Annotated in this window: 15 protein-coding genes; 3 read left to right on the top strand and 12 right to left on the bottom strand. The window is 70.6% G+C overall.

The window, feature by feature from the left end; genetic code table 11:
• The first annotated feature begins 89 nt into the window (after nt 1–89).
• A complete protein-coding gene (locus tag IF54_RS0126475) occupies nt 90–1,316 on the top strand; it encodes a lactonase family protein (RefSeq protein ID WP_030322994.1) in 1,227 nt (408 codons plus the stop codon).
• Here the strand turns inward: IF54_RS0126475 and IF54_RS0126470 are convergent.
• Together IF54_RS0126470 and IF54_RS0126465 are read right to left on the bottom strand one after the other, a co-directional pair.
• Nucleotides 1,284–2,009, bottom strand: coding sequence for a DUF2470 domain-containing protein (locus tag IF54_RS0126470; protein WP_030322991.1), 726 nt, complete (start codon nt 2,007–2,009; stop codon nt 1,284–1,286). The two genes, IF54_RS0126475 and IF54_RS0126470, sit on opposite strands and share 33 nt — an antisense overlap.
• A gap of 77 nt (nt 2,010–2,086) precedes the next feature.
• Nucleotides 2,087–2,695, bottom strand: a complete 609-nt coding sequence (locus IF54_RS0126465; protein ID WP_030322988.1) for a TetR/AcrR family transcriptional regulator — start codon at nt 2,693–2,695, stop codon at nt 2,087–2,089.
• A 107-nt stretch (nt 2,696–2,802) separates the two neighbouring features.
• Between IF54_RS0126465 and IF54_RS0126460 the strand changes: the two genes are divergently transcribed.
• Complete coding sequence (locus IF54_RS0126460; protein ID WP_030322987.1) at nt 2,803–4,311, top strand: cytochrome P450; 1,509 nt, start codon at nt 2,803–2,805, stop codon at nt 4,309–4,311.
• Here the strand turns inward: IF54_RS0126460 and IF54_RS0126455 are convergent.
• From IF54_RS0126455 to IF54_RS0126410, 10 genes are all read right to left on the bottom strand, one after another.
• Complete coding sequence (locus IF54_RS0126455; RefSeq protein WP_420790614.1) at nt 4,279–5,088, bottom strand: pentapeptide repeat-containing protein; 810 nt, start codon at nt 5,086–5,088, stop codon at nt 4,279–4,281. The two genes, IF54_RS0126460 and IF54_RS0126455, sit on opposite strands and share 33 nt — an antisense overlap.
• Nucleotides 5,089–5,133: 45 nt before the next feature.
• Nucleotides 5,134–5,739 carry an FxLYD domain-containing protein gene (locus tag IF54_RS0126450; RefSeq protein WP_030322985.1) on the bottom strand — a complete coding sequence of 202 codons (606 nt, stop codon included), beginning with the start codon at nt 5,737–5,739 and terminating at the stop codon, nt 5,134–5,136.
• Nucleotides 5,740–5,836: 97 nt separating this feature from the next.
• Nucleotides 5,837–7,138 carry an alpha/beta fold hydrolase gene (locus IF54_RS0126445; RefSeq protein WP_030322982.1) on the bottom strand — a complete coding sequence of 434 codons (1,302 nt, stop codon included), beginning with the start codon at nt 7,136–7,138 and terminating at the stop codon, nt 5,837–5,839.
• A 167-nt stretch (nt 7,139–7,305) separates the two neighbouring features.
• Nucleotides 7,306–8,331: a LacI family DNA-binding transcriptional regulator gene (locus IF54_RS0126440; RefSeq protein WP_030322981.1), complete on the bottom strand. Its 1,026-nt coding sequence runs from the start codon at nt 8,329–8,331 to the stop codon at nt 7,306–7,308.
• Between the two features lie 81 nt (nt 8,332–8,412).
• Nucleotides 8,413–9,837, bottom strand: a complete 1,425-nt coding sequence (locus tag IF54_RS0126435) for a BNR repeat-containing protein (protein ID WP_030322978.1) — start codon at nt 9,835–9,837, stop codon at nt 8,413–8,415.
• Nucleotides 9,838–9,861: 24 nt separating this feature from the next.
• A complete protein-coding gene (locus IF54_RS0126430) occupies nt 9,862–10,182 on the bottom strand; it encodes an L-rhamnose mutarotase (protein WP_030322976.1) in 321 nt (106 codons plus the stop codon).
• Between the two features lie 17 nt (nt 10,183–10,199).
• Nucleotides 10,200–11,279 carry a rhamnose ABC transporter substrate-binding protein gene (gene rhaS / locus IF54_RS0126425; RefSeq protein ID WP_030322973.1) on the bottom strand — a complete coding sequence of 360 codons (1,080 nt, stop codon included), beginning with the start codon at nt 11,277–11,279 and terminating at the stop codon, nt 10,200–10,202.
• A gap of 94 nt (nt 11,280–11,373) precedes the next feature.
• On the bottom strand, nt 11,374–12,348 hold the full coding sequence (locus IF54_RS0126420; protein ID WP_030322971.1) for an ABC transporter permease: 975 nt from the start codon (nt 12,346–12,348) through the stop codon (nt 11,374–11,376).
• Nucleotides 12,341–13,381 carry an ABC transporter permease gene (locus IF54_RS0126415; protein WP_030322969.1) on the bottom strand — a complete coding sequence of 347 codons (1,041 nt, stop codon included), beginning with the start codon at nt 13,379–13,381 and terminating at the stop codon, nt 12,341–12,343. Before IF54_RS0126415 ends, IF54_RS0126420 begins: the two co-directional genes overlap by 8 nt.
• Complete coding sequence (locus tag IF54_RS0126410) at nt 13,378–14,895, bottom strand: sugar ABC transporter ATP-binding protein (RefSeq protein ID WP_030322967.1); 1,518 nt, start codon at nt 14,893–14,895, stop codon at nt 13,378–13,380. The genes IF54_RS0126415 and IF54_RS0126410 overlap by 4 nt, the downstream gene beginning before the upstream one ends.
• Nucleotides 14,896–15,169: 274 nt before the next feature.
• Here IF54_RS0126410 and rhaI point away from each other — a divergent pair, with 274 nt between their 5' ends.
• Nucleotides 15,170–16,330 carry an L-rhamnose isomerase gene (gene rhaI / locus IF54_RS0126405; RefSeq protein ID WP_030322964.1) on the top strand — a complete coding sequence of 387 codons (1,161 nt, stop codon included), beginning with the start codon at nt 15,170–15,172 and terminating at the stop codon, nt 16,328–16,330.
• Nucleotides 16,331–16,401 lie beyond the last annotated feature (71 nt).

The raw sequence follows: 16,401 nt of genomic DNA, 5'->3' as shown, positions 1-16,401 counted from the left end.
CGGGCCTGCCTCGGGTTGCACCGGCCGGGCGATCCGGGCGAAGGTGGCTGTTCAGGTCAGGAACGGTCGATCACCCGGAGTGCGCGCGGATGGGCAGGACGAACGGCTGCTGGAGCAGGCGCCGGTTCGTCGGCGCTCTCGCGGGAGCGGCTTCGGGCCTCACCGCCTGCGCGTCGCCCTCCGGATCGTCGTCGGAGTCGGCGCCCCGGGAGGCACCGGCGAGTTCCCGAGCGTCCCGTTCACCGGATCGGAAGGGCACGCCCTCACCCTCCACGTCCGCTCCGCCCGGCCCCCGTCCTCTCTACCTCGGCACCTACACCACCGTGGAGGGCGGCGGGCCCGGCATCGGGGTGGCCCGCTACGACACCGACAGCGGCCGGATCACCGGGACCGGCACGATCACCGGCCTCGCCAACCCGTCCTACCTCGCCCTGCACCCCGACGGCCGCACCCTGTACGCGGTCGCCGAGCACGACGCCGGTGCCGTGACCGCCGTACGCCTGGCCGACCGCAAGGTCTTGGGGAGCCGGAGCACGGGCGGGGCGGGGCCGTGCCATCTGTCGGTGCATCCGGGCGGCCGCTGGCTGCTGAGCGCGAACTACACCTCCGGCAGTGTCGCCGTGCACCCGATCGACTCCTCGGGCGCGCTCGGCGAGCGCCGGGAGACGGTCACGCACTCCCGTCCCGCGCCCGGCCCCGGCCAGGACGGGCCGCACGCCCACCAGTTCCTCACCGCTCCCGACGGCGGCCATGTGCTCGCCGTCGACCTGGGCACCGACACCGTCTACAGCTACCGCCTGAACGAGCGCACCGGCACCCTCGCCGAGGTCGCGCAGGCGCACACCCGGCCCGGTGCCGGACCACGCCATCTGACCTTCCATCCCGGGGGCAGGTACGCCTATCTGGCCAACGAGTCCGACAACACGGTGGCGGTGTGCGGCTACGACCCCCGCAGCGGCCGGCTGAGTGTCGGGGCGGCGCAGTCCACGGGCACCGGACCGGGCACCAGCTACCCGGCGCAGTTCCTGGTCACTGCGAACGGCTCCTTCGCCTATCTCGCCAACCGCGGCGACAACAGCCTCACCCGGTACGCGGTGGAGGCGGACGGCGCCCGGCTGCGGCTGCTCGACACCGTGCCGGTGCACGGGGACTTCCCCCGGCACATCGCCTTCTCGCCGGACGGTTCGCTGCTCTTCGCGGCGAACCAGAGGTCGAGCACGGTCAGCGTCTTCCACGTGAACGCGGCCGACGGTGAACTGCGGCTCGCGGGAGAGCCGTTCGCCTCACCCGTCGCCGTCTGTGCGCTGCCGCTGTAGGGCTCGCGGGCAGGACGCGGCGCTCGCCCGGGTGAGCAGGACGTGCATGCGCTCCGTCAGCCGCGCCACGTCGTCGGCGGGCGCGTGGAAGGGCAGGCGCACGTCGCCGTGGGCGCGGGCGCGCTCGATGCGCAGGGTCAGTCCGTGCCGGTCCACGGCGAGGGGCTGGACGCGGACCGCGCCGTACAGGCTGTCGGGGTCCACGAGCCGGGTGAGCCGCTCGACGGCGTCGGGGTGGCTGTCGGCGAGGTGGGTGAGCAGCCGGGCCTCTGCGGTGGCGAGCGGGTCCGGCGCGGCGGCTGCGAACTCGTCCAGGTCGACGACGACCGCGCCGGAGGGCCTGCGCAGCACCACGCGGGTGGGCTCGAACTCCAGCTTGCCGTCGGCGGGGACGAGCCGGCCGGCGATCCACAGCCGGGCGCGGATCCGGCTGCGCACCGGGACGGGGGCCACGTCGGCGAACTCCAGGACGGCGGACGGCTCGCCGCGGGGCGCGCAGATCGAGGCCGTCACGAGGGTGCTGTCCTCGGGGACGTCCAGCGTCACCCGTCCGTCCTCGGTGACGGTGTGCGCGCCGACGAACTCCTCGCGCCCGCCCTCGGCGGTCACCGCGCAGGACCACGCGGCGGCGAGCACCGACCGGGCGTGTTCCGCCGCGGACGGCGCGGCCGTCCAGGGTTGGCTGTCACCCATCCATTCCTCCTTAGGTAAGGCTTGCCTAACCTATCGAAGATCGGAGCGTAAGCCAACCACGGACGGGTGAGATCCGGTCAGGGCGCGAGAACGCCGAGCAGGGCCCGTGCGCACAGATCGCGCAGCTGCTCACGCGAGAGGTCCGCGCCCCGCAGCCACTCCAGACAGACGGCCGTGGTGAAGGCCAGCCAGCCCCGGACGGCCAGCCGGAGGTCGGGACGGGCCTGCGCCGCAGGCCCGAACTCCGGGTCGGCGGCCAGCGCGGCGAGGATCTGCCGCTCCTGTGCGGCCAGCGCCCGCTGATAGACCCGGCGCACTGCCTGGTCCCCGGCCGCGTCGGCGCGGTGGAAGGCACGGAAGCCGTGCGCGTGGGCGTGCACGTACTCCAGATACGTGTCCAGGCCGGCGGAGAGCTGCTCGCGCACCGGGATGCCGGGCACGGCGGCGGTCATGGCCAGCATCCGCTCGCTCTCCCGCTCGACGACCGCGGCGAAGAAGTCCCGCTTGGTCGGGAAGTAGTGGTACAGCAGCCCGCGCGAGACCCCGGCGATCTCGGCGACCTGCTCGATCCACACGTCGTCGTACGGGCTCTCGGAGAACAGCTTCGCCCCCACCGACAGGAGCTGCTCGCGACGCTCCCCGGTGCTGAGCCTGCGGCGCGTGCGCTCGCCCTGCTTCCCGGCCATGCCCGCACTTTACTTGACGCCGGTTCAACAAGGAGACCAGACTGAGTCGCGTTATTGAACTCGCGTACAACGCGCTGAACTGCCGCTGGATCAAAGGAGATCTCGCCATGGCGGAGACGACGGCCACGGCCCCTCAGCCGACGGGTTTCCGCAGTGCCGAGCTGGGCTGGCCCGAGCTGCGCCGCATTCCGCACCCCCCGCGCCGGCTCCCGCTGCTCGGCGACGTGCTGGGCGTCAACCGGGCCACACCGCTCCAGGACTCCCTGCGCTTCGCCCGCCAGTTGGGCCCGATCTACCGGCGCAAGGCCTTCAACCGGGAGTTCGTGTTCACCTGGGGCGCCGACCTGGTGGCGGACCTGGCGGACGAGTCACGGTTCGCCAAGCACGTGGGCCTCGGGGTCGCCAACCTGCGGCCGGTCGCCGGAGACGGGCTGTTCACGGCGTACAACCACGAGCCGAACTGGCAGCTGGCCCACGACGTGCTCGCCCCGGGCTTCAGCCGGGAGGCGATGGCGGCCTACCATCCGATGATGCTGGACGTGGCCGCACGGCTGACGGACCACTGGGACCGCGAGCGGGCGGCGGGCCGGTCGGTGGACGTGCCCGGGGACATGACCAAGCTGACCCTGGAGACCATCGCGCGGACCGGGTTCGGCCATGACTTCGGCTCCTTCGAGCGGGACCGGCCCCACCCCTTCGTGACGGCGATGGTCGGCACGCTCACCTACGCGCAGCGCCTCAACTCGGTCCCCTTCCCGGCGCTGCTGCGACGGGCCGCGCAGCGCAACGCGGACGACATCGCCTACCTGAACCACATGGTCGACGAGCTGGTCCGGGCTCGGCGTGCCGCGAGCGGCGACGGTGACCTGCTGGACCGGATGCTGGAGACGGCCCACCCGGAGACGGGTGAGCGGCTGTCCGCGGAGAACGTCCGCCGACAGGTCATCACCTTCCTGGTGGCCGGCCACGAGACCACCTCGGGCGCGCTCTCCTTCGCCCTGCACTACCTCTCCCGCCACCCCGAGGTCGCGGCACGCGCGCGGGCCGAGGTGGACCGGGTATGGGGCGACGCGGACCGGCCGGGCTACGACCAGGTGGCGAAGCTGCGGTACGTGCGCCGGGTTCTGGACGAGTCGCTGCGGCTGTGGCCCACCGCACCCGCCTTCGCCCGGGAGGCCCTGGAGGACACCGTGCTGGCCGGACGGCATCCGATGCGGCGCGGCGCCTGGACGCTGGTGCTCACGCCGATGCTCCAGCGCGACCCCGAGGTGTGGGGGGCCGACGCCGAACGGTTCGCCCCGGACCGCTTCGACCCGAAAGCCGTACGGTCGCGCCCGGCGCATGTCTTCAAGCCGTTCGGCACCGGGGCGCGGGCCTGCATCGGACGGCAGTTCGCGCTGCACGAGGCCACACTGGTGCTCGGTCTGCTGCTGCGCCGCTACGACTTGCGGGCCGATCCCGGGTACCGGCTCACCGTGACCGAGCGGCTGACGCTGATGCCGGAGGGGCTGCGGCTGCACCTGGAGCGGCGGACCGCTGCCGCCACCGCGACGGACACCGACGAACCGGCACCGGTGGCGGAGTCACGCTGCCCAGTGAGCGGGGCGGGTGACTGAGTCCGGGAGCCGGGTGCCGGAGCTGCCCCGGGCCGCGTTGAGCTGCGGCTGGGTGAGGAAGAACGCCCCGGTCAGGTCCGCGTCCGTGAGGTCGGCGTCCCGCAGGTCGGCACCGATGAGGTCCGCGCAGCGCAGATCGGCTCCGGTGAGGTCGGCCGCGATGAGGTAGGCGCCGCGGAGCGTGGCCCCGCGCAGGTCGGCTCCCTTGAGGCGGGCGCCCATCAGGTCGGCGCCCCGGCGGTTCTTCTTCCTGCCCTTGGCACCGACCCCTGCCCGCACCAGCTCGCTGGTCCTGAGCAGCAGGACGTTGACCTCCTCCCGGTGGGCGGGGACGTCCAGAGCCGCGAGCTCCTCGGCGGTCCCCCGGGTGAGGGCCTCGGTCCGCTCCCGCAGGCGGCGCAGGTCGGCGTGGACCGGACGGGCCGCGGGCAGGGTGAGCGCCTCCGTGAGGTACCAGAGCAGCTCGTGGAGCTGGCGCACCACGGGGAAGACGTCGAACATGCGGCGGGCGTCCTCGCGGGAGCCGGTGCGCCAGTCCCGGCCGCCGAAGGTGACCTGCGAGACCTTCTGGCCGGCGCCGAAGCAGTCGTAGACGGTGCATCCGGTGAAGCCCTCGTCCCGCAGCCTCGCATGGATGCCGCAGCGGTGGTCCTCACGGAGGTTGGGACAGGGTGTGCCGGCCGGCTTGTCGCGCGCGAAGTCCGCGGAGGCGGTGAAGGGCAGAGCGACACAGCACAGGCCGAAGCAGCTTCCGCAGTCGCCGCGCAGCTCGATCATTTGTTCTTGCATCGCGGCCCAGCCTAGCGGGCGCCAGGACCCGCCTCAGTAACGCTGCGCCTTCGCCAGCTTGGGCGTGAGCACCGGCTCGGCGGGCTTGCGGCTGACGGCGACGGGCTGGGCCTTCTCCCCCGGCTTCAGGTCCTCGGCGCCGACGTACCGGGTCTCCACCGTCTTGCCCGCGGAGTCGAGGAAGTCGACCTGGACGGCATAGGAGGCCGTCCTGTCCGTCTTGTTGGTGATGGTGACGACGACGGCGAGCAGACCGCCGGTCGTGGAGCGGGGCTTTCCGGTCATGGTGACCTCGGACATCGCGTTGCCCTGTCCGTCGACCTTGGCGAGCTCGGTCCGGGCCGCCTTGTTGGCGCGCTCCGTCTCCGCGGAGACGGAGGCCTCGAAGGAGGAGGCGGCCGCCGAGGCGGAGGCGGCCCGCTCGGAGGCCCTCGCCCGCACCGAGGCCTCCACGGACGCGAGCGCGGAAGCCGCGTTGCCGGAGAAGGACGCCGTGTCCGGGGCGCTGGGTGTCGCCGAGGAGGTCGACGAGTCCCCGGAGTCGTCGCTGCACGCCGCCAGGGCGAGCGTGCTCACGGCGGCAAGAGCCACGGCGAGGGCGGCGATCCGGGACCGTCCGTGGGGTGACGGTGTACTCATCGGGTGGCGTCCTCTCGACTCCGGCGTCGATTTCTGACCGAAAAGAACCTTATGCCGGAATCAAGGGGGAGGCATGTCGCCCGGGGTCCGTGACCCCTCAGACCTCGTCGCGGGTGAGGGCGAGCAGCCGGTCCAGGACCCTGGGCCCGCCCGCGCGGACGCCGTCGTGCTCGAACTCGTCGGTCACCCAGGTGCGCAGTCCGCGGATCGCGCGAGCGGTCCGCAGGGAGTGGGCCGTGTCGACGTACATGTCGTCGTGGTAGACGGCCGCCGCGACGGGGACCTCGTTGACGGCGAGCCGGGCCGGGTCGTACAGGGGCCGCCAGTCGGTGCGGGCGGCGAGGAGTTCGGCGGTCTCGCGCAGCGGGCGCAGGGCCGGGTCGCAGTCGAACATCCAGGGGTGGATGGACTCACCCGTGAGCAGCAGCGGTTCGTCGCCGGCGAGCGCCTTGGCCGCGTCGAAGCGCGGGAACTCGGCGCGGACCCGTTCGGCGGACCAGGCGGTGGGCCGCTCGTCCTGGGCGTAGACGGCCTCGTGGACGAGGGCGTAGAGCGGGTGGGAGGCGTACGACAGCAGGCCCTGCACCTCTTCCTGGAAGGCGTCGGAGAGCTCATGGCCCCGCGGGGTGCGGACGAAGGCGTCCTCCAGGAGGTGGTGCAGCCGGTGACTGCCGTCGCTGCCGCCGAGGAGAATGCCGAGGGACTGGAAGGCCTCCACGGTGAGCCGGTAGCCGTTCGGCAGGGTCACCTCGCGGGTGAGCAGGTGGTCGGCGATACGGCGGACCCGCTCGACGTCCTGCGGATAGCGGGCGTAGTGCGCGACGACCTTGCGCTCGATACGCGGGTAGGCGGCCCGGTAGACGTCGTCGGCGTGGGCGTCGAGGGAGGGCAGCCCGCCGGTGAGGACGGCGGCGGCGAGGCCCTCGGGGGCGATCGACAGGTAGGTCGTCGCACAGAATCCGCCGAAGCTCTGGCCGAGGACCGTCCAGGGGGCGCCGCCGGTGACCCGGGGACGGATCGCCTCGCAGTCCCGGACGATGGAGTCGGCGCGGAAGCGGGTGAGATAGGCGGCCTGTCCCTCCGGGCCGCCCCGGAGCGGGAGCGTCTGGCGGTTGGCGGGGCTGGAGTGGCCGGTGCCGCGCTGGTCGAGCAGGAGGACCCGGAACTCCTTCAGGGCCCGGCCGAACCAGGCGCCCCTGCCGATGAAGCGGTTCGCCCCGAAGCCGGGGCCGCCCTGGAGGTAGACCAGCCACGGCAGGTTCTGGCCCGCCTTCTCGCTCGCCACGGCCTCGCGGGCGTAGAGCTCGATGGTCTCCCCGGCCGGGTCGTCGTGGTCGAGGGGGACGGTGAACCGGTGGTCGGTCAGGACGAGGCCGGGCTGGCGGTAGGTCGAGGTCAACGGGGCTCCCGGGACGGACGGACATGCTCTCGGCGCGTCCCAGTTCAGCACAGGTTCGTCCGCCGTCCGACCCCTTCGATCATGAAATCTTACTGACTCCCGGGTCAGCGGGCGGGACGTCAGCGGACCCCGAGGCCAGCGGACCCCGAGGCCAGCGCGCCGCGAGGTCAGCGCGCCGCGAGGCTGGAGCGGCGCACGACCAGTTCGGGCTGGAGCACCACCCGGCGGTGCTCGTGCCGCTTGCCGGTGGTCTCCACCTCGGTCTCCTCCAGGAGCAGTTCGGCGGCGAGCGCGCCCATGGTGACGGCGGGCTGGCGCACCGAGGTGAGCGGGACGGCCGCGGCGGCCGCGAACTCGATGTCGTCGTAGCCGACGATGGCGAGGTCGTCCGGGACCGTCACGCCCGCCGCGTACATGGCCTGGAGGACACCGAGGGCGAGCAGGTCGTTGGCGCAGAACACGGCGGTCGGGCGGTCCGCGAGGCCGAGGAGGCGGGCGCCGGCGTCCCGGCCCGCGGCCACGTCGAGCCGCTCGGTGGGCAGTTCACGCAGGTGCTCGGGGCCGAGGCCCGCCTCGGCGAGGGCGTTCAGGGCCCCGGTGCGGCGGTCGCGGACCTGGTTGAGGCCGGGCGGACCGCTGACATAGGCGATGGAGCGGTGGCCCGCGTCCACGAGGTGGCGTACGGCGAGCGCGCCGCCGGAGACGTCGTCGACGGAGACCGAGCACTCGGTGGTGCCCTCGGCGACCCGGTCGACCAGCACGAAGGGGATGCCGTGCCGGCGGAAGGAGGCGATGTTGCGGCCGGAGGCGTCGGTCGGGGTGAGCAGCACGCCCCGCACCCGCTGTTCGGCGAAGAGGGAGAGGTACTCGGACTCCTCGCTCGCGCTCTGGGCGCTGTTGCAGACCATCACGCCGAGGCCGTCCTCGCGGGCGGCCCGCTCGGCGCCGCGCGCCACGTCGACGAAGAACGGGTTGCCCATGTCGAGGACGAGCAGGCCCATGATCCGGCTGCGCCCCGCGCGCAGCTGACGCGCGGACTCGCTGCGGACGTAGCCGAGCCGGTCTATGGCGGACAGCACCCGCGCCCGGGTCTCGGTGGCGACGGAGTCCGGGCGGTTGATGACGTTCGAGACCGTACCGACGGAGACTCCGGCGGCGCGGGCGACGTCCTTGATACCCACCGACTGGGCCATGGGGCAGGAACCTCCAGGTGGACGGGGGGCGGCCGGACGGCCTTCACATTATCGCCAGGCCGCTCCCCCACCGATGTCCGGTCAGGCGGGCAGCGCGAAGTCCACGATGTGGAGCGCCGAGGGTGTCGTGCCGGTCGACTTCTCCTGATAGAGGAACGACAACACGTTGTCCTGGGCGACCCGCGTCTCGTCGATCACGACCTCGCCGAAGGCGTTGAGACCGCTGCCGTCGAAGAGGATCTTCCAGTCGCTGTACCCGGAGGCCTTGGAGGCCCCGGCGATCCGGCCGAAGGGGAAGACCGCGTAGGCGTTGTCGTACCTGTCCAGGAGCAGCTTGGTGCGCTGGCTGGAGCCGAGCACGACCGGGATCTCGGTCTTCTGCCAGGTGCCCGAGGAGTTCTTGCGGACGTGGAAGGCGCGGCCGTTGGCGGTGCGGTCGGCGACGTAGTTCGTGGTGCACTGGCCGAAGCGGCCGGGTACATAGCTGATGATCGCGTGCGGGAGGCCCGCGGAGTCCGTGAACTGGCTCTCCTGGTTCATCAGGGAGTGGTCCGGGTTCAGCGCGTCGATCACCAGACCGGCGTCGGTGACGGCGACCTTGTCGGAACTGCCGGTGGTGCCGACGACGGTGCCCGCGTTGTTGCGCCAGGTGCGGCCGCGGTCGTCGGAGTACACGTAACCGGTGTCGTGGTTGGTGATGCCGCCGGACGAGCACATCACGGCGCCGTTCTGCTCCCGCCAGGTGAAGAACGAGTGCAGCCGGCCGTTGCGGTCGTAGTCGATGCCGTGCAGGTACATGTTGCGGGCCGTGGAGGAGCCGTGCTCGCTGGTGTAGGTGCCGGTGGAACTGGACCACTCCCCGAGGTCGGTCCAGGCCGAACCGTCGTACTCCGCCAGGGCGTTGCGGCCGTTGCCGGAGATCCCGGCCCGGTAGCTCAACTGGAGCTTGCCGTCGGGGGTGTTGAGGAACTGCGGGTAGGTGAACTGCGAGGTGAGGGCGAGGCCGTCCAGCGTGGACTGGGGTGCGCCGAAGCGGGCGGCGGTCCAGCTGAGGCCGGCCGGGTCGTCCATGAGCCCGGCGGCCGACTTGACGTAGGTGAAGCCGTCGCTGTGCGAGTCCATGTTGAGATGAAGGCGGCCGTCCACCTTGGACACGCCCATGGAGATGACGTTGTGGGAGTCGCTCGCCTTCAGGGTGTGGCCGACCTGGACGGTGGACCAAGTGCCGCCGCCGAGGACGCGGCGGCCGACGACGGCGTTCTTGTCGGCGGTGTACCAGACGGCGTACTGGTAGCCCTTGTAGGTCAACAGGCCGTTCTTCTGGAACGAGTTGTTGTTGACCAGGCCGTCGTAGGAGACGAAGAAGACGGCCTGGCTGTCGAGCGTGGTGGTGCCGGTCCGGGTGGCGGAGGGGCCGGGATCGGCGGCGCGGGCGGTTCCCGACGCGAGGGCAGGGGTCATGACGGCTCCGGTCAGCGCAGCGCCCAGCAGCGTACGTCTCTTCATCGGTGCGGCTCCTGAGGGGGGATGTCAGGCGAGGTGGAACACTTCGGTGAGCGGTTTCATGGCCTCGTCGGGGCGGGCGCCGTCCAGCGACTCGAAGAACGGCGCCATCTCCGTCTGCCAGCGGGCGTTGACCGCGGTGGCTTCCATGCCGGCCTGGGCGGCGGCGAAGTCCTCGGTCTCCAGATAGCCGACCAGCAGACCGTCTTCCCTGAGGAAGAGCGAGTAGTTCTGCCAGCCGGTGGCCGAGAGTGCCTCCAGCATCTCGGGCCACACGGCGGCATGCCGCTCGCGGTACTCCTCCAGACGGTCCGGGCGGACCTTCAGCAGAAAGCACACGCGCTGCATCAACGGGCTCCAGATCCCTAGAAGTTGAACTGGTCGATGTTCTTGGCGTCGAACACGGTCGGCTTGCCGAGGTTGATCACGCCGTCCTTGCCGATGGTGTACGTCGTGCCGCCGGCCTTGAAGCTCTCGCCCTCCGCGCCGGTGATCTGACCCGAGACCAGCGCGACCGCGGTCTGGGCGGCCAGCGCGCCGAGCTTCGCCGGGTCCCACAGCTCGAAGGCCTCGACGGTGCCGTTCTTGACGTACTTGCGCATGTCGTTGGGGGTGCCGAGGCCGGTCAGCTTGACCTTGCCCTTGTACTTGGAGCCGGAGAGGTACTGGGCGGCGGCCTTGATGCCGACCGTGGTCGGGGAGATGATCCCCTTCAGGTTCGGGTACTCCTGGAGCAGGCCCTGGGTCTGCTGGAAGGACTGCTGGGCGTCGTCGTTGCCGTACGCGACCTTGACGAGCTTGATGTTCTTGTACTTGTCCTGCTTCAGCTCGTCCTTCATGAAGCCGATCCAGGTGTTCTGGTTCGTCGCGGTCTGCGCGGCGGACAGGATCGCGATCTCGCCCTTGTAACCGATCTGCTCGGCGAGCAGCTGCACCTCGGTGCGGCCGAGGTCCTCGGCGGAGGCCTGCGAGACGAAGGCGTTGCGGCAGTCCGGCTTGGTGTCGGAGTCGTAGGTGACGACCTTGATCTTGTTGGACATCGCCTGCTTGAGGGCGGTGCACAGGGCGCCCGGGTCCTGGGCGGAGACGGCCATCGCGTTCACCTGCTGCTGGGTGAGCGTGTTGACGTAGGAGACCTGCCCGGCGGTGTCGGTGGCGCTGGAGGGACCGACCTCCTTGTACTTCGAGCCCAGCTCCGTCAGGGCCGCCTCGCCGCCCTTGTCGGCGGAGGTGAAGTACGGGTTGTTGACCTGCTTGGGCAGGAAGCCGACGGTCAGGCCCTTCTTGGTGGCCGCGTTCGGGTCGGCCTTGGCCGTGGAGCCGGCCGAGGCACCCTCGTCCTGCACGTCCTTCTTGGTGGTGCCACCGCAGGCGGTGAGAGCGAGGGCGAGAGAGGTACCGGCGGCGAGGGCGGCACAGGCACGGCGGAGGGATGACTTGCGCATGACGGTTTCCTTTGAACGAGGGTGAGCGGAGACGCCCCAAGGGGCGCGGGGAACTGCGCGACCAGCCACGACGGACCGGCAGCTGAAATACGGCCTATCCAGCGGAGCGTGCCGCCCTCGCCACAGCGACCTGACGCGCGACCCTGGGGCCGAGAACGGACAACACGAGCAACACACCGGTGACGACGATCTGGGACTGCGCGGAGACGTCCTGGAGGCTCATCACGTTCTGGAGCGTGCCGAGGAGGAAGACTCCGGCGATGGCGCCGCCGAGCGTGCCCTTGCCGCCGTCGAAGTCGATGCCGCCGAGCAGCACGGCGGCGACGACGGACAGTTCGAGCCCGGTGGCGTTGTCGTAGCGGGCGCTGGCGTAGTGCAGGGCCCAGAAGATGCCGGTGAGGGAGGCCATCAGGCCGGTCACCGTGAACAGGATCAGCTTCTGCCGCTTGACGCGGATGCCGGCGAACCGGGCCGCCTCCTCGCTGGCGCCGGTCGCGAACACGGACCGTCCGAACGGCGTGGCGTGCAGCACGACCACGGCGATCGCGAACAGGACGAGGAAGGGCAGGAAGGCCTGCGGGATGAAGGTGTCCCCCACCCGGCCCGCCGCGAAGTCCAGGTACTGGGTGGGGAAGTCGGTCACCGCGTCGGAGCCCAGCACGATCTGCGCGATGCCCCGGTAGGCGGCGAGGGTGCCGATGGTGACGGCGAGGGAGGGCAGGCCCAGGCGGGTCACGAGCAGACCGTTGACGAGTCCGCACACCACACCGAGGACCAGGCAGATCGGGATGATCATCTCGATCGTCAGGCCCTTGTTCCACAGGGCGCCCATCACCGCGCCGGACAGGCCGGCGGTGGAGGCGACGGACAGGTCGATCTCGCCGGAGACCACGAGCAGGGTCATGGGCAGGGCGATCAGCGCGATCGGCAGGGTGTTGCCGATCAGGAACGACAGGTTCAGCGCGTTGCCGAAGCCGTCGACCGTGCCGAAGGACAGCAGCAGGACCACGATCAGGAGGGTGCCGACGACCGTGTCCCAGCGAATGGCACGCGTCAGGGAGTCAGGCATGACGGGCGTTCCTCTTCTTCAGGGCGGAGGCCACGCGCAGCGCGACGACCCGGTCGACCGCGATGGCGAGGATGAGCAGGATGCCGTTGATGGCGAGCACCCAGACCGAGCTGACGCCGAGGGCGGGCAGCACGCTGTTGATGGAGGTCAGCAGCAGGGCCCCGAGGGCCGCGCCGTAGACGCTGCCGGAGCCACCGGTGAAGACGACACCACCGACCACGACCGCGCTGACGACGGTCAGTTCGTAGCCGGTGCCGGTCCCGGAGTCGACGTTGCCGAAGCGGGCCAGGTACATCGCCCCGGCGAGACCGGCGAGGCCGCCGCAGAAGGTGTACGCGGCCAGGATCCGCTTGCGCACCGGGATGCCGGCGAGCCGGGCGGCCTCGGGGTTGGAGCCGAGCGCGTACAGCTCGCGTCCACTGCCGAAGTGCTTGAGGTAGTAGGCGGTGGCGACGAGGACCGCCAGCGCGATCAGGGCCAGCCAGGGCACCGCGGAGATGCCGCCGGAGCCGAAGTTGACGAAGCTGTCCGGCAGGTCGGCCGCGGTGATCTGCCGGGAGCCGACCCAGATGGAGTCGATGCCCCGGATGATGTAGAGCGTGCCCAGGGTGACGACCAGTGCGGGGACCTGGCCGAGGCTGACGAGGAGGCCGTTGAGCAGGCCGAAGCCGATGCCGAGCAGGACCGCGAGCACGATCGCCACGACGGGGTTCCCGCCGCCCTGGAGGTAGGTGCCGGCGGCGAAGGCGCTGATGCCGAGGGTGGAGCCGACCGAGAGGTCGACGTTCCTCGTGATCACGACCAGCGATTGTCCGGTGGCGACCAGCACCAGGATGGTGGCGTTGAGCAGCAGGTCCTTGATGCCCTGCTCGGTGAGGAAGTCGCTGTTGCCGATCTGGGTGACGACGATCATCACCAGGAAGACGACCAGGATGGCGAGTTCGCGCATCTTGAAGACGCGGTCGACCAGACGGGTGCCGCTGGACTTGGGCACGTCGGTCACGGGGGCCTGGTTGGGAGTCGTCACCGTCATGCGGCGGCCCTCCCGGTGGCTGCGGCCATCACGGTTTCCTCGGTGGCGTCGGAGCGTGGGATCTCGGCGGTGAGGCGGCCCTCGTGCATCACCAGCACGCGGTCGGCCATACCGAGGATCTCGGGCAGGTCGGAGGAGATCATCAGGACGGCCACCCCGTCGGCGGCCAGTTCGCTGAGCAGCCGGTGCACCTCGGCCTTGGTGCCGACGTCGATGCCTCGGGTCGGCTCGTCGACGATGAGCACCTTGGGCCCGGTGGCCAGCCACTTGGCGAGGACGACCTTCTGCTGGTTGCCGCCCGACAGGGTGTTGACCGTGTCGGCGATCCGGGCGTACTTCACCTGGAGCTTGACGGCCCAGTCGAGGGAGCGGCTGCGCTCGGCGCTCCGGTCCATCAGGCCCGCCTTGACGGTGGTGCGCAGTCCGGTGAGACCGATGTTCCGCTCGATGGACATGTCCATCACCAGGCCCTGGGCGCGCCGGTCCTCGGGGACCAGGGCGAGACCGGCGGCCATCGCGGTGGAGGGGGCACCGTTGAGCAGCGCCTTTCCGTCCACGGAGACCTCGCCTGCGTCCCAGCGGTCGATGCCGAACACCGCCCGGGCGACCTCGGTGCGGCCCGCTCCCACGAGTCCCGCAAGCCCCACGATCTCGCCGCGCCTGACCTCGAACGAGACATCGGTGAAGACGCCCTCCCGGGTCAGCCGGCTCACCGTGAGCGCGACCTCGCCTGGCCGTACGTCCTGCTTCGGGTAGAGCTCCTCGAGGTCACGGCCGACCATGCGGCGGACGAGGTCGTCCTCCGTCATGCCCTCGATCGGCTCGCTGGAGATCCAGGCGCCGTCGCGCAGGGTGGTGACCGTCCGGCAGATCTGGAAGATCTCCTCCAGGCGGTGCGAGATGAACAGCACCGCGGCACCCTGCTCACGGAGCGTCTTGACGACCCCGAAGAGGCGGGCCACCTCGCTGCCGGTGAGGGCCGCTGTCGGCTCGTCCATGATCAGGACTCGGGCCTCGAAGGACAGCGCCTTGGCGATCTCGACGATCTGCTGGTCGGCGATGGACAGGCCGCGCGCCGGACGGTCGGGGTCGAGTTCGACGCCGAGGCGCTGCATCAGGGCGAGGGTCGCGGCGTGGGTGGCCTTGTGGTCGATGCGGCCGAGGGCGCGCCGGGGCTGGCGGCCCATGAAGATGTTCTCGGCGATCGACAGGTCGGGGAAGAGCGTGGGCTCCTGGTAGATCACGGCGATACCGGCGTCGCGGGCGTCACCGGGACCGTGGAAGACGACCGGCTCGCCGTCGAGCAGCACCTGGCCGGTGTCCGGCCGGTGCACTCCTGCGAGGGTCTTGATGAGGGTCGACTTGCCCGCGCCGTTCTCGCCGGCGAGGGCGTGCACCTCCCCGGGGAACAGCTCCAGGGAGACGTCCCGCAGAGCGCGGACCGCGCCGAAGGACTTCGAGATGTCCTTGAGCGCGAGTACCGGCGCCGGACCCGTGGTGGACGGGTGGGTCATGGGTGGCTCCTCGACGACGCCGGCGGGACGGCCCTCACGGCGTCGTGAAAGGTTTCAACTGGGTTGCCGGGACGTTAGGCATGGAGCGCATGTCACGTCAATGGGTTCGTGTCGAAAAAGTTTCGATGGACTCAGGTAACAGCAGGGTCACGGGCAACAGCCTTGGTCGCAGGGGTTGACACCTTCGCCGGGCCCTCATACTTTCCCGTCTTGAATCGTTTCACAGTGAAGCTGTTCGCAAGCCCTTCGGACCCGACGTCACAGGAGCCCTCAAGTGACCGAGCTCGCCGCGGTGAAGGCCGCGCTCAAGACCCAGGCCGTCGAGACACCGTCGTGGGCGTACGGGAACTCGGGGACCCGTTTCAAGGTGTTCGCGCAGCAGGGCGTACCGCGTACCCCGCAGGAGAAGCTGGAGGACGCGGCCCAGGTGCACGCCTTCACCGGGGTGGCCCCGACCGTCGCGCTGCACATCCCGTGGGACAAGGTCGAGGACTACGCCGCGCTGGCGAAGTTCGCCGAGGAGCGGGGCGTGAAGCTGGGCGCCATCAACTCCAACACCTTCCAGGACGACGCCTACAAGCTGGGCAGCATCTGTCATCCGGACGCCTCGGTGCGCCGGAAGGCGCTGGATCACCTGCTGGAGTGCGTCGACATCATGGACGCCACGGGGTCCACGGACCTGAAGCTGTGGTTCGCCGACGGCACCAACTACCCCGGTCAGGACGATCTGCGGGCCCGGCAGGACCGGCTCGCCGAGGGTCTCTCCGAGGTGTACGACCGTCTGGGTGACGGGCAGCGGATGCTCCTTGAGTACAAGTTCTTCGAGCCGGCCTTCTACTCGACGGACGTGCCGGACTGGGGGACGGCGTACGCGCACTGCCTGAAGCTCGGGGAGAAGGCGCAGGTCGTCGTCGACACGGGCCACCACGCGCCGGGGACCAACATCGAGTTCATCGTCGCCACGCTGCTGAGGGAGGGGAAGCTCGGCGGGTTCGACTTCAACTCGCGGTTCTACGCGGACGACGACCTGATGGTGGGGGCGGCCGATCCGTTCCAGTTGTTCCGGATCATGTACGAGGTCATCCGGGGCGGTGGCTTCACGCCGGACGTCGCGTTCATGCTCGACCAGTGCCACAACATCGAGGCGAAGATCCCGGCGATCATCCGGTCCGTGATGAACGTGCAGGAAGCGACGGCCAAGGCTCTGCTGGTCGACCGGACGGCTCTTGGCGCGGCTCAGCGCGAAGGGGATGTTCTCGAAGCGAACGCTGTGCTGATGGATGCGTACAACACGGATGTGCGGCCGTTGCTTCGTGAGGTGCGTGAGGAGTTGGGGTTGGACGCTGATCCGATCGGTGCGTACAAGCGGTCCGGGTGGGCCGAGAAGATCGTCGCCTCGCGGGTCGGCGGGGAACAGGCCGGTTGGGGGGCGTAAGCGTCTGCCTGGATCTGTCGTCTGCGGGGTGCGGGTCCGTTGTGGCTTGTCGCGCAGTTCCCCGCGCCCCT

The organism is Streptomyces sp. NRRL B-3229 (genome assembly GCF_000719505.1).
GTDB lineage: Bacteria > Actinomycetota > Actinomycetes > Streptomycetales > Streptomycetaceae > Streptomyces > Streptomyces griseorubiginosus.
The sequence above is the reverse complement of the archived record's forward strand: the minus strand, read 5'-3'. Positions and strand labels throughout refer to the sequence as shown.

Bases quoted from the DNA above. Each gene is read 5' to 3' on its own strand.
- IF54_RS0126475 (WP_030322994.1), top strand. From the start codon at position 90: ATGGGCAGGACGAACGGCTGCTGGAGCAGGCGCCGGTTCGTCGGCGCT.
- IF54_RS0126470 (WP_030322991.1), bottom strand. From the start codon at position 2,009: ATGGGTGACAGCCAACCCTGGACGGCCGCGCCGTCCGCGGCGGAACAC.
- IF54_RS0126465 (WP_030322988.1), bottom strand. From the start codon at position 2,695: ATGGCCGGGAAGCAGGGCGAGCGCACGCGCCGCAGGCTCAGCACCGGG.
- IF54_RS0126460 (WP_030322987.1), top strand. From the start codon at position 2,803: ATGGCGGAGACGACGGCCACGGCCCCTCAGCCGACGGGTTTCCGCAGT.
- IF54_RS0126455 (WP_420790614.1), bottom strand. From the start codon at position 5,088: ATGATCGAGCTGCGCGGCGACTGCGGAAGCTGCTTCGGCCTGTGCTGT.
- IF54_RS0126450 (WP_030322985.1), bottom strand. From the start codon at position 5,739: ATGAGTACACCGTCACCCCACGGACGGTCCCGGATCGCCGCCCTCGCC.
- IF54_RS0126440 (WP_030322981.1), bottom strand. From the start codon at position 8,331: ATGGCCCAGTCGGTGGGTATCAAGGACGTCGCCCGCGCCGCCGGAGTC.
- IF54_RS0126435 (WP_030322978.1), bottom strand. From the start codon at position 9,837: ATGAAGAGACGTACGCTGCTGGGCGCTGCGCTGACCGGAGCCGTCATG.
- IF54_RS0126430 (WP_030322976.1), bottom strand. From the start codon at position 10,182: ATGCAGCGCGTGTGCTTTCTGCTGAAGGTCCGCCCGGACCGTCTGGAG.
- rhaS (WP_030322973.1), bottom strand. From the start codon at position 11,279: ATGCGCAAGTCATCCCTCCGCCGTGCCTGTGCCGCCCTCGCCGCCGGT.
- IF54_RS0126420 (WP_030322971.1), bottom strand. From the start codon at position 12,348: ATGCCTGACTCCCTGACGCGTGCCATTCGCTGGGACACGGTCGTCGGC.
- IF54_RS0126415 (WP_030322969.1), bottom strand. From the start codon at position 13,381: ATGACGGTGACGACTCCCAACCAGGCCCCCGTGACCGACGTGCCCAAG.
- IF54_RS0126410 (WP_030322967.1), bottom strand. From the start codon at position 14,895: ATGACCCACCCGTCCACCACGGGTCCGGCGCCGGTACTCGCGCTCAAG.